This window comes from Hyphomonas oceanitis (assembly GCF_036964545.1).
Taxonomy (GTDB): domain Bacteria; phylum Pseudomonadota; class Alphaproteobacteria; order Caulobacterales; family Hyphomonadaceae; genus Hyphomonas; species Hyphomonas oceanitis.
Genome location: NZ_JBALTL010000008.1, coordinates 38,347 through 49,593 on the forward strand (window position 1 = coordinate 38,347; position 11,247 = coordinate 49,593).

The window sequence follows — 11,247 nt, forward strand, 5'->3', positions numbered from 1 at the left end:
ATGGCCGGCGCCAGGCGGGCGGGTGTATTGATATACATATAAAATATATGGAGCTGGCGAAGAGAATCGAACCTTCGTCGCCCGCTTGGGAAATTATACTTGGGCATTGTCAGCGCCACTTTTAGCCTACGGTCAGGCGTATCTCAGCATCGTCGATACCGCCTTTCGACGAAAGATTACCCACAAGCCGTTCTACTTCATCACCCCAAAGTTCCATCGCCTGGCGGACATCTTCTATACTCTCTCCCACATCATAACGCGTGCGCATTGATCGGTCGGGCGCGTGGTTGATACACGCTTCGGCGATCGCGGGTGACACGCCGAGCTCTCGCACCAAAAGTGTCCGGCCGAGGCGTCGGCAGTCGTAGAGTTGAACGCCGTCGAGCGGGCAGGTCTCGTCAATTTTACGGGCCTCCGTGACGAATTTATTTCGTACCCTCATCCAGCGCTGCTTCGGGCCATCGTGACGAATGTGGTCATCGCCAGCCTTGTTCGGAAACACCCATGGCGAATTGTGCTTCGAAAGAGCCTCGCGGAATAGAGAGGCGGCCTGAGGTGACAGGGGTACGTCGTAGACCTCGTTCGTTTTTGTCTGCCCGGCGGGGATGCACCACATCTCTTTTCCGGGTGTCCAGTCGAACTGGTCTCGCCTGGCAGCAACGATCTCGGCTGGCCTTTGCAAGGTGAGGGCATGCAGCATGATAGTCAGTGCGGACCCCCAGCCGTGTCGTTCATCGTCTGTCTGCATTTCTGCCCTGAGTGCGTTCCACATAAGTTTCAGCGCCCCATCAGGCATCTGGGAGCGCTTGTCGGGTGTGTCCTTGAACAGTTTCCGGAAGGTGGCTGGGTTCACATCTGTCAGTTCTTCTTCAATGGCCCAGTTGAATACCGCACGGATAACGCCCTGGCATTCATTGGCGAGTTTTGCGCCAGGATTGGTTCCTTCCCTCGCGCGGGGATGTTTGGCTGCCTCGGCCTGGATCGCACGCACAAGTTCGCGCACCCGGGGTCTGCAGATTTGCCGGAATGGTTGCTCCCCCAGTATCGGCAAGATGTGAACCCGAAGGAGCCGTTCGCGTTCATCATAGGTGCGCTGTTTGATCCGGGGTGGGGATTTCTCTGGCGTTGTCATGAAGCGGGAGGAGAGGGCGGCGAATGTAGAAGCCTTTTCTTTCTCGGCCTCTTCCTTGGTTATCCGCTTGCGGGTGACCAGGTCTGCTTCTCCCAGCGCCATCCGGCCTAATTCTTTCATGGCCATAACGCGAGCGAGTTCCGGAGAGCCTTCGTTTGCTGCGATCAGTTTCGCGTCTGTCTTGCTGCCGTCGGGTTTCACGATCTGGAGCTTGTAGGCTGCACAGCCATTCGGCGTGATGGCCAAAAACAGCTTTGGGACCTCAGTGTCCCAGTGGCGCACCTTTTTCGTCCCGTCATGCTCCCTGATAAGGCGCTGAACATTGGTTTGGGTGAGTTTGAGTCTGTTATTGGCCATGTCTTCTTGCTCTCTTTCGAGTCTGAAGACGGTGGCTTTCAAGCCTTGTGCCACCCAAGCCACCCCTGAGCCACCTCGGGAAGTCGGAATTTGTCCGGCTTTGTCCGATTTGGCCGCAAAGCGACAGGGTGGGGGTTTCGCGTGGAGAGGCTGGTATTTAAAGGATAATCCCAACAAGTACGGGCGTATTGCCCGCTGAGAAAATGGTCGGAGCGAGAGGATTCGAACCTCCGACCCTCTGGTCCCAAACCAGATGCGCTACCAGGCTGCGCTACGCTCCGGAGTCCCGTAATAATGGGAGCAGACGCGGGCGCAAGCCCTTTTCAGCTGTAATTCCCAACAGTTTTTGCCTGATAGTGAAATTTCTTATGAATCAGAGCTTTCTTGTCATACGAGTAGCCAAAAAATCTCAGTTCTTGCGCTTTTTCTGCCGCATCAGCCCTTCTTGAGCCACGCTCGCCACCAGCTTGCCGTCGCGATTATAGATGCTACCGCGGTTGAAACTGCGTCCACCGCCCGCGAACGGGCTGTCCATGACATACAGATGCCAGTCGGAGAACTTCACGGACGCATGGAACCAGATCGCGTGGTCAAGACTAGCCGACATCAGTTTCGGATCAAACCAGGTAAGTCCGTGTGGCCGATTTCCCGTGCCGAGCAGGCTCATGTCCGATGCGTAGGCCAAAAGGCACTGGTTCAGCGCCTGATTATCACCCGCATCGCGTGCGACACGCATCCAGACCTGATGTGAGTCGTTCGCCGGTTCGGGATTGAACAGGTCCAGTGGCGACACATCACGCATTTCAATGTCCCGCTCACGCGTGAACTCGTGGCGTATGCTCTCCGGCACTTGGTCGGCGATCTCGAGACGCCGGTCCCGAAGGCCTTTCAGCGTTTCCGGGACGGGTGCTTTTGGCATGTCATGCTGGTGTTCCCAGCCCTCTTCCGGGACTTGGAAGCTGGCAGCGAGGTTGAATATCTGTTTTCCATGCTGGATCGCGACCACCCGCCGCGTCGTGAAGCTACCACCGTCACGTGCATGATCAACCTGATAGATGATCGGTACTTTGGGATCGCCCGGTCTTATAAAGTAGGCATGAAGTGAATGGCAAATCCGGTCTTCGGACACTGTGCGCTGCGCTGCCACAAGTGCCTGGGCAATAACCTGTCCCCCAAAAACACGCTGGTTTGCCCGTTCATCGGGGCTTTGGCCCCGAAAAAGGTCAAGCTCGAGCCGCTCGATATCGAGCAGCGTCAAAAGGTCTCCAACAGGATCAGACATCGCGCACCCTCCGCTTCGTATCGGCTGCAAGTATCAGAGACATTCAAACGTGCAAACCCGTCATGACCTTCGGGCCCGCGTCTGCCCCTTTGACAAGATGGCTATCCCGCGCTCTCCTTGTAAGAAGTGACTAACCATGGGCAATACGGCGCCTGACCCGAAGCGAGGACGAACCCCTAAATGAACTTCCTATCCATACTGTCCCGCGAGGTGCAATTTTATCGGTCTATACGAGGCTTGACCAAGTGGACAAAGGATATCAGCCCCGATTCAGACCGGCTGGTGGCAGACGACGTCGAGGATGTGGTCGACCGCCATGGCGCCAATGTCGCGTTCCGGTTCGAAGGCACTTTGACCACGTATGACGAGTTCGAGGCTCGGGCCAACCGGTTCGCTCATTGGGCGCTGGAGCAGGGACTCGTGGCTGGTGATTGCGTCGCCCTCTTCATGGAGAACCGACCTGATTATGTGGCGTTCTGGTATGGGATGTCGAAGATCGGTGTGGTCACCGCGCTCATCAACTCAAATCTGGAAGGCGAGGCTCTCGCGCACTGCATCAATATTGCCGATGCCAAGCGTATAATTACCGGCACTGATCAGGACAGTGTCATCAAGGCATCTGCAAGTCTGTTTACTTCGGCACCGGCTGTCTGGTCACTCGGCGGATCCGAGGGCAATGACCTCGAAGCGGCTATCAAGGGCGTATCGGCAGAACGGCCGTCGCGCGAATACCGTGCTGCGCTTCGCGGACGTAATCTCTGCCTCTATGTCTACACGTCCGGAACTACGGGGTTGCCGAAAGCGGCAAAACTGACCCAGGCTCGAACGCAGGGCATGATGCGCACGTTCATTTCGCCGTGCCATATCACCGAACGTGACCGGATCTATCTTACGCTGCCTCTGTACCATGGCACCGGTGGCCTTTGCGGCGTTGGGCAGGCACTGATGACCGGGGCGTGCATCATTCTGCGGCGCAAGTTCTCCGCCAGTGCCTTCTGGGACGACGCGACAGACGAGGGCGCGACGTCGATCGTTTATATTGGCGAGCTGTGCCGCTACCTGTTGAACCAGCCAACCCACCCGAGAGAGCGTTCCCACAAGATCCGCACCGGTTTCGGCAATGGACTCCGGGCCGAAGTTTGGGCCGAGTTTCAGGAGCGGTTCAATATCAACCATCTCTGCGAGTTTTATGGCTCCACTGAGGGCAATGTCAGCTTCCTCAATTTTGACGGCAAGATTGGTGCGGTCGGGCGTATTCCCGGCTGGCTGGAGAAGCAATTCGCGCATATCGCCTTTGTGAAATTCGACATTGAGACAGAGGAACCCGTTCGCGGCGAAGACGGTTTTTGTATCCGCACGGATGTGGATGGTGCCGGCGAGGCCCTGGGCCGTATCGGCGAGGACATACGTAACCGCTTCGAAGGCTACAATGACGAGCAGGCGACGAAGAAAAAGATTCTGCGTGATGTCTTTGAGACCGGCGACATGTGGTTCCGGACCGGGGACCTAATGCGAAAGGACAGGGACGGTTATATCTATTTTATCGACCGTATCGGTGACACCTTCCGTTGGAAGGGTGAGAATGTCTCCACCAATGAAGTTGGTGAAGCACTCTCAGGCATTCCGGGCGTCGCAACGGCAAATGTCTATGGCGTTCCGTTGCCGGGCTATGATGGTAAGGCGGGTATGGCGGCCATCACTACGGATGGCGATGTAGATTTCGAGGGAATGTATGTAGCGCTCGGCCAGAAGCTGCCAACCTATGCGATACCAATCTTCATCCGTGTGCAGCGAGATGCGGAGACGACGGGAACCTTCAAGTACCGGAAGGTGGGTCTGGTCAAGGAAGCCTTTAACATTGACGAAGTGACCGATCCGATCTGGATGTATCATCCCGAGCGCAAGGAATATGTTCCGTTCACGCAGGACAGGTATGACTCCCTTCGCTCGGGCGCCTTCAAGTTCTGAGGATCAGTTGACCCGGCCCATGCGCTGTTCAAGGCGTGTGGAAAACCATGAGATGATGCGGCGCCAGATTTCATCTTTCATGACCGCGCCCTCGACATCATGGTCGATGCTGGGATTGTCATTGATCTCGATGATCACGACCCCATTGTCGGTTTCCTTGAGATCGACACCGTAGAGCCCGTCGCCAATGAGGCGCGCAGCCCGCACGGCAACATCGACCACTTCGGGGGGCGCGTCCTCGATAGGCAGCGTGGTGAAACCGCCCTCACTCGTTTTGCCGCCAGGGCCGTGCTTGATGATCTGCCAGTGTCCTCGTGCCATACGATATTGGCAGGCATACATGGGCTCGCCGTTGAGCACACCGATACGCCAGTCAAACTTCGTCGGGATGAATTCCTGCGCGATTACCAGAGCTGTGTCATCGAACATGCCCTTAACAGCCGCCTTCAGCTCTTCGAGCGTGGTTGCCTTGACCATGTGATTGCCGAAGGACCCATCAGGCGTCTTCAAGATAACCGGTGATCCGAGTCGTGCGAAAGCTGCCGTGAGGTCTGATTTCTCGTCGAGAATTTCGGTGCGCGGGATGGGCAGCCCTGCTTTTTCGAGGATTTCCTTCAGATAGACCTTGTTTGTGCAGCGGATCATTGAGTGCGTATCATCGATGACCGGCATGCCCTCCTGCTCGGCGCGCCGTGCGAACCGATAGGTGAAATTGTCGATGGATGTCGTCGCACGGATGAAGAGCGCATCAAATTCCGCAAGGCTTGTCAGATCCGATGGCTCTATCAGTTCTACTTCGACGCCCATCTTGGCTGCGACATCGGCCAAACGCTTGATCGATGAAGGTTTGGAAGGTGCATGTTGCTCTTTGGGATCGACCAAGACTGCAAGCGACCACTTGGCGGGCGCTTTGGTCTTGGGGGCGCTGACGCGGCCGCTCGTATAGGTGGCCATGGCATCCAGGAAAAAGGTCCGCCGCGCATCCTTCAACTTATGCGGTGAAACAATACGGACGCGTGCGATGCCGTTAGGCGTACTGTCGTCGAACTCGACCTCAAGTGCCGGTGTGCGGAACCAGTCGGATACTTCGCGCGCGAGTTTCTCGTATCCTGGCACTTCGGATTTCGAGAAGGCGACAAACAGGCTAACGATTTCCGGAGCACCCTTGGCGCGCGCTTCGCGCAGGCGCTCTCCAAGGTCAGGCAGGGCGTGCGTGTAGAGACTCTTGGCCGACAGCTCGACCATGGTCTGCACGCTTGGGCTGACCCGATGTCCGCGTGCCTCAGCCAAAAGCGAGGCGTAATAGCCTTCGGACTGGTAGGCATAGGATCGCGAAAGGTTCAAAATATAGGGGCGACGGCCCGCAAACAGAGCGGGTTTGGAAATATAGTCGCTGACCCGGAGCACCTTGTGAGGCGTTTCGGCTTGTGAAATGTCGCTCGCCGTTTCGACGAGTATAACCCAGTCAGTCATCGGCTTTCACTCACAGACATGCCAAGGGGCTTTTCCATCCGCACTGCGGTTTCTCCATTAGGGTAGTAGCCTGCAACGCGCGCAATTACGCGATATCCGCTGCGCTCGTAAAGTAGAATAGCATTGTGGTTTGTTTCTCGCGCTTCTAGTCGCATCCGTTGGCAGCCTCTCTCTGCGGCAGCGCTTTCACCGACTGCCATGAGCTTCCGTGCTATGCCCTTGCCACGCGTGTCTGGGCTGACCGAAACGGTATACAGACGCGCTATCACGCTCCTGTCGCGCAAGAGCAACACTGAGGCCCCGACTAGAGTTCCGTTCAATTCAGCTACATGTGATATTGTGTTGCCTTCCAAAAGGCGGCGCCAGGTGCGTCGTTTAAAACGGTCTTCTTCCGGGAAAGCCTCTTCGATCCGGACCAGATCGTCTAGATCGGCCCGGTTAGCCAGCCGGATGATCGGCTCAGCCTGTTCGGTCATACACGCACCATGTCGTCCCGGTGGATTATAGCGGGCCGGCCGCGATAGCCGAGCGTGGCTTCCACTTCGTCACTCTGAAGCCCAATGACACGAAGGATGTCAGCTGAGCTGTAGGACGTGACCCCTTTTGCAATAACGGGGCTGTTTTCGGCCTTGATGGCTACGGCAGCACCGCGTTCGAAACCGCCCAGAACCCCGATAATGCCAACGGCAAGGAGGCTTGCGCCGCCCTGAAGCGCCCGCGCGGCGCCAGCATCAACCACAATTGTGCCTTCGGGTTTAAGGTGACCCATCAGCCAGGCTTCGCGCGCGCGCGCCGGCGTTGTGTCGGCGACGATTAGGGTTGAAAGCGCGCCTTCTTCGATGGCGCGCAGGGGATGCTCGCGGTTGCCGCGCGTGATGATCGTCGAGCAGCCTGCCGCATGGGCGATGCGCGCCGCAGCCAACTTCGTCACCATGCCACCGGAGCCGACACCCGCTGCCGCGTTGGCGCCGCTGGCCATCGCATCATGATCGGTTGAAAGCTCATGCAAAACAGGGATGTGGGTCGCATTTGGGTCTGTGTTAGGATCGGAGGTGTATAGACCGTCAATGTCTGAAAGGAGCACGAGGAGGTCCGCGCCCATCATCTGAGCGACGCGCGCTGCTAGCCTGTCATTGTCGCCATAGCGGATTTCGTCGGTCGCGACCGTGTCGTTTTCATTGATGACAGGAACAACACCGGCATCAAGCAGGGTTTCCAATGTGGCTCGCGCGTTGAGCCAGCGGCGGCGCGTTTCAGTATCACTTAGGGTAAGCAGGGCCTGGCCAAGGGTGATATCATGTGAGGCAAATGCGCCAGCAAGCGCAGCCATCAGTCGTGGCTGACCGATCGCAGCCGCCGCCTGTTTCTGATCCAGTCGGGAAGGGCTGGGCGAGCCGAGATCAACACGCCCCAGCGCAACCGCGCCGGACGAGACCAGGATGACGTCCTTGCCGCGCGCGCGGAGTTGCGAAATGTCGGCCGCCAGTCGCGCCAGCCACTCGGTACGAGCTTTGCCCTGTTCGGCAATGAGGGCGGATCCTGTTTTGACGACAATCCGCTTTGCCGTTCGAAGACTGTCGCCTGTCATGTTGCGCAGCCAGTCAGGATGAGAGACTGGTATTTTTGCGAGCTCTGTGCTGTCTGGGCAATCAGATTTACCCCTTTGCTTACAAGGCCGACACGATGCCCCAATTCGACATGATCTTGATTTCGCCCGAAGCGGCAGCTCACGCTGAGGTGCTTGAGCACACGGCCGGAACGCCGCTTCGTACAGGCGGCGGCGATGAAACGTATCGCTGCGGGGCGTGCAAGACGAAACTCATGGTCAATGTCGCCCATCATGACGCCCATGGCGTTGTCGTCAAATGCGGCAAGTGCGGCAAGATCAATACGGAACCCCACCACCATCATCATTAGGCGGCGCAGACTCGCGGTCAGGGCGCCCATGTTCCGTCCTCGCTGACACCGTCAGCCTCCGCTTCGGCCTGCAGGCCGAGGTGTTTCACGATGGCAAAGAGGGCCTCGCGGACGCCTTCGCCGGTTACGCCTGAGATGAGCATTGGCTTGCCCTTGTAGACCTTTTTCAGCTGTTTGAGCTGGTCTGCCACGAGTTCCGGATTGAGCGCATCGATCTTGTTCAAGCCAACGATTTCGGGGCGTTCCGCCAGTTCTGGGCTATAGTCTTCCAGTTCCTTGCGGATCGTACGGTAGGCACCTGCCGGGTCGTCTTGTGTGCAGTCAATGAGGTGAAGCAGCACTTTGCAGCGCTCGATGTGACCGAGGAAGCGGTGGCCGAGGCCGGCACCTTCCGCTGCGCCTTCAATAAGGCCGGGAATATCGGCAAGTACGAATCGGGTGTTCGGCCCCAGGTCGACAACGCCCAGGCCGGGATCCAGCGTTGTGAAAGGATAGTCTGCGATTTTAGGGTTTGCGGCCGTGACAGCGCTCAGAAAGGTTGACTTGCCTGCGTTGGGCAGGCCGACAAGTCCGGCATCAGCAATAAGCTTAAGGCGCAGCCAAAGCCAGCGCTCCTCGCCTTCCTCGCCTGCATTGGCTCGGCGGGGAGCCTGGTTAGTCGATGATTTGAACCGCAAATTGCCCCAGCCGCCATTGCCACCGCTTGCGAGTTGAACGCGCTGACCGATCTCTGTCAGGTCTGCGACCATGGTTTCCTGATCTTCTTCGAAGATTTGTGTGCCGACCGGCAGCTTGAGGGTCACGTCATCGCCTTTGGCGCCGGTGCGTTGCTTGCCCATGCCGTGACCGCCGCGTTTCGCTTTGTGGTGCTGTTGGTAGCGATAGTCGATCAGCGTGTTAAGCCCATCTACCGCCTCCGCCCAGACATCACCGCCACGCCCGCCGTCGCCACCGTCGGGGCCGCCATACTCGACATACTTCTCGCGCCGGAACGAGACGCATCCCGCGCCGCCGCCGCCGGACTTGATATAAACTTTGGCCTGATCAAGGAATTTCATCGGGTTCTCTTACGCGTTTCGCGCGAGGCGCGCCATGTCGAAGTGTTCAACGGTCTCGCCCCGGCCAAGAGAAAAAAGTCTTCTGCGGCCAGCGCGCATGAAGCCCAGCTTGTTGAGCACGCGCCCGGAGGCTGGGTTGTCAACGAAGTGTCCTGACAGGAAGGCTGTTTCGCCGCGGCTTTCCAGCCAAGCGAGCAATTTCTTTGCTGCTTCGGTCGTCAAGCCTTTGCCCCATGCGACGGGCGAAAGCCAATAGCCTATGTTGAAGGGCATTCCCTCGAGCTCCCGATGTGCGCCGACGACGCCCACAATATTACCCTCAAGAACCATCGCCCGGACATGCTCCATATCGGCTTTTCCGGCAGCATCCTGACCGGAAATCCATGCCAGAGTTTGCGCCCTGGGCTGGTTGGGCGCAATGCGTGCCAGCATGCGGTAGACCCTTGGGTCTTGCACGAGGTCCGTTATCGTACCTGCATCGGCAGGCCCAATGTGCCGCAGCAATAGCCGCTCCGTTTGCAAGTCTTCACTCATCGTCGCCTCCTCAAGGCAGGACAAGGGCAGGGGAGGGCAAAGAAAAAGGGGAAGCAGTGGCCTGCCTCCCCTCGGAATGATCGACTTTTGCGATCCGGCCACGTTCCCGCGGCCGCGCTGTCAGCCGCTATTCTGCTGCGTTCGCAAGCGGTACAATATTGACGTACATGCGGCCACCGGCCTTCTTGGCGAACTCAATATTGCCTTCGACGAGTGCAAAGAGGGTGTGATCCTTGCCCATGCCCACGCCTTTGCCAGGCCATTTCTGGGTGCCGCGCTGACGCACGATGATATTGCCGGGAATGACATGCTCGCCGCCGTATTTCTTGACGCCAAGGTATTTCGGGTTCGAGTCGCGACCGTTACGTGACGAGCCGCCTGATTTTTTGTGAGCCATTGTGTGCTCCTTGTCCTGTCTGAGGGCTTAAAGCCCTTATGCGTCCTTGGCGAGTTCAGCGGCCTGTGCAACCCAACCGTCTTTCTCAAAACGGCCCGAGAGGCTCAGCTGCTCTTCGAGTTCGGCGATCTGGGCCTCAGAAAGGGCTGCGATCTGCGCGAAGGTGGTAATGCCTGCGCCGTTCAGCTTTTTCTCGAGTGCAGGGCCGACGCCCGTCATTTTCTTGAGGTTATCAGCAGTGCCTGTTGGGGCAGCAGCCGGAGCCTCAGCAGTTGGTGTCGCCTTAGGGGCTTCTGTTGGTGCAGCAGCTTCAGCTTTCGGCGCGGCTTCCTTCTTGGGAGCGGCCTTCTTTGCTGGTGCCTTGCCGTCAGCATTGATCGACGTGATCGTCACGGTCGTCAGGTGCTGCTTGTGCCCGATTGTACGGCGATATGTCTGGCGCTGGCGCTTTTTGCGCGTGATCAGTTTAGGACCGCGCATGTGCTCAGCGATTTCGCCCGAAACAGTAGCGCCAGCCACGAGGGGCGCGCCAACCGTAACGGACTCGCCGCTTCCAAGCATGAGGACGCTATCGAACGTCACGTCTTTACCGGCTTCAGTATCCAGTTTTTCGATGACGATAGTATCGCCTTCGGCAACTTTGTACTGCTTGCCACCTGTCTTGATGACCGCGAACATGGGTCTCATCCTTCCGGCATGAAATCAAAATGAAATACGCGCGAAACCGTCGCCGGTCCGCGCCTGAATGGGGGGGTAAACACCAAACCGGAGCAGCTGTCAAATGTCATCTTCAGACGATTTCAGGGAGTTGAAATCCTCGCGAAGCCAGTATAGGTCAGCACGCTTCCCACTAGGGCGCGGAGAGGTGCTAGAGTGGTTGAATAGGCTAGTCTCGAAAACTAGTGAGCTCGCAAGGGTTCCCAGGGTTCGAATCCCTGTCTCTCCGCCAGCCCTGCTTAGGGCCCTGATTTTCCATAACTAGCTGAATATTTGTATAAATATCGTGTACCCTGGTACAGAGGCTGGTACATTTTGGAGATGAAAAAGGCTCCTACCAAGTGCGTTTTTAGGCGCTGACCTGAGACCCTTCAGTCCCTCATTCATTTCGAGAGTCTGCCCCTTTCATAGT

11 protein-coding genes and 2 tRNA genes are annotated in these 11,247 nt (G+C 57.5%); 3 read left to right on the forward strand and 10 right to left on the reverse strand.

Features of this window, described 5'->3' with window-relative positions:
- Positions 1-121: 121 nt before the first annotated feature.
- The 3 genes from V7651_RS17765 to tesB form a co-directional block, all read right to left on the reverse strand.
- The gene (locus V7651_RS17765; RefSeq protein ID WP_335613903.1) at positions 122-1,531 is read right to left on the reverse strand and encodes a tyrosine-type recombinase/integrase; all 1,410 of its coding nucleotides are present in this window, start codon (positions 1,529-1,531) and stop codon (positions 122-124) included.
- Between the two features lie 162 nt (positions 1,532-1,693).
- Positions 1,694-1,770 (reverse strand) — tRNA-Pro (locus tag V7651_RS17770).
- 128 nt (positions 1,771-1,898) lie between these two features.
- A complete protein-coding gene (tesB, locus tag V7651_RS17775; protein ID WP_335613904.1) occupies positions 1,899-2,771 on the reverse strand; it encodes an acyl-CoA thioesterase II in 873 nt (290 codons plus the stop codon).
- 180 nt (positions 2,772-2,951) lie between these two features.
- Here tesB and V7651_RS17780 point away from each other — a divergent pair, with 180 nt between their 5' ends.
- Positions 2,952-4,739: a long-chain-acyl-CoA synthetase gene (locus V7651_RS17780; RefSeq protein ID WP_335613905.1), complete on the forward strand. Its 1,788-nt coding sequence runs from the start codon at positions 2,952-2,954 to the stop codon at positions 4,737-4,739.
- 3 nt (positions 4,740-4,742) lie between these two features.
- On the opposite strand, the gene V7651_RS17785 is transcribed toward V7651_RS17780, so the two are convergent.
- The 3 genes from V7651_RS17785 to proB are packed head-to-tail and all read right to left on the reverse strand — an operon-like array spanning position 4,743 to position 7,800.
- Entirely contained in the window at positions 4,743-6,212 is a 1,470-nt protein-coding gene (locus tag V7651_RS17785) for a RimK family protein (protein ID WP_335591408.1), read from the reverse strand.
- Positions 6,209-6,688 (reverse strand): GNAT family N-acetyltransferase, encoded by a 480-nt coding sequence (locus V7651_RS17790; RefSeq protein ID WP_335613906.1) that lies wholly within the window; start codon positions 6,686-6,688, stop codon positions 6,209-6,211. The genes V7651_RS17785 and V7651_RS17790 overlap by 4 nt, the downstream gene beginning before the upstream one ends.
- Positions 6,685-7,800, reverse strand: a complete 1,116-nt coding sequence (proB, locus tag V7651_RS17795) for a glutamate 5-kinase (protein WP_335613907.1) — start codon at positions 7,798-7,800, stop codon at positions 6,685-6,687. Before proB ends, V7651_RS17790 begins: the two co-directional genes overlap by 4 nt.
- A gap of 233 nt (positions 7,801-8,033) precedes the next feature.
- Between proB and V7651_RS18755 the strand changes: the two genes are divergently transcribed.
- On the forward strand, positions 8,034-8,129 hold the full coding sequence (locus V7651_RS18755) for a hypothetical protein (protein ID WP_418887261.1): 96 nt from the start codon (positions 8,034-8,036) through the stop codon (positions 8,127-8,129).
- A gap of 17 nt (positions 8,130-8,146) precedes the next feature.
- On the opposite strand, the gene obgE is transcribed toward V7651_RS18755, so the two are convergent.
- From obgE to V7651_RS17820, 4 genes are all read right to left on the reverse strand, one after another.
- Positions 8,147-9,187 carry a GTPase ObgE gene (obgE, locus tag V7651_RS17805; protein WP_335591404.1) on the reverse strand — a complete coding sequence of 347 codons (1,041 nt, stop codon included), beginning with the start codon at positions 9,185-9,187 and terminating at the stop codon, positions 8,147-8,149.
- Between the two features lie 9 nt (positions 9,188-9,196).
- Entirely contained in the window at positions 9,197-9,721 is a 525-nt protein-coding gene (locus V7651_RS17810) for a GNAT family N-acetyltransferase (protein WP_335613909.1), read from the reverse strand.
- A 127-nt stretch (positions 9,722-9,848) separates the two neighbouring features.
- A complete protein-coding gene (rpmA, locus tag V7651_RS17815) occupies positions 9,849-10,118 on the reverse strand; it encodes a 50S ribosomal protein L27 (RefSeq protein ID WP_034743782.1) in 270 nt (89 codons plus the stop codon).
- 36 nt (positions 10,119-10,154) lie between these two features.
- The gene (locus V7651_RS17820; RefSeq protein WP_335613910.1) at positions 10,155-10,796 is read right to left on the reverse strand and encodes a 50S ribosomal protein L21; all 642 of its coding nucleotides are present in this window, start codon (positions 10,794-10,796) and stop codon (positions 10,155-10,157) included.
- A gap of 181 nt (positions 10,797-10,977) precedes the next feature.
- Between V7651_RS17820 and V7651_RS17825 the strand changes: the two genes are divergently transcribed.
- Positions 10,978-11,067: transfer RNA gene (locus tag V7651_RS17825), tRNA-Ser, on the forward strand.
- Positions 11,068-11,247 lie beyond the last annotated feature (180 nt).

Excerpts from the sequence above, each read along its gene's own strand:
- tesB (WP_335613904.1), bottom strand. The coding sequence starts at position 2,771 with ATGTCTGATCCTGTTGGAGACCTTTTGACGCTGCTCGATATCGAGCGG.
- V7651_RS17780 (WP_335613905.1), top strand. The coding sequence starts at position 2,952 with ATGAACTTCCTATCCATACTGTCCCGCGAGGTGCAATTTTATCGGTCT.
- V7651_RS17785 (WP_335591408.1), bottom strand. The coding sequence starts at position 6,212 with ATGACTGACTGGGTTATACTCGTCGAAACGGCGAGCGACATTTCACAA.
- V7651_RS17790 (WP_335613906.1), bottom strand. The coding sequence starts at position 6,688 with ATGACCGAACAGGCTGAGCCGATCATCCGGCTGGCTAACCGGGCCGAT.
- proB (WP_335613907.1), bottom strand. The coding sequence starts at position 7,800 with ATGACAGGCGACAGTCTTCGAACGGCAAAGCGGATTGTCGTCAAAACA.
- V7651_RS18755 (WP_418887261.1), top strand. The coding sequence starts at position 8,034 with ATGGTCAATGTCGCCCATCATGACGCCCATGGCGTTGTCGTCAAATGC.
- obgE (WP_335591404.1), bottom strand. The coding sequence starts at position 9,187 with ATGAAATTCCTTGATCAGGCCAAAGTTTATATCAAGTCCGGCGGCGGC.
- V7651_RS17810 (WP_335613909.1), bottom strand. The coding sequence starts at position 9,721 with ATGAGTGAAGACTTGCAAACGGAGCGGCTATTGCTGCGGCACATTGGG.
- rpmA (WP_034743782.1), bottom strand. The coding sequence starts at position 10,118 with ATGGCTCACAAAAAATCAGGCGGCTCGTCACGTAACGGTCGCGACTCG.
- V7651_RS17820 (WP_335613910.1), bottom strand. The coding sequence starts at position 10,796 with ATGTTCGCGGTCATCAAGACAGGTGGCAAGCAGTACAAAGTTGCCGAA.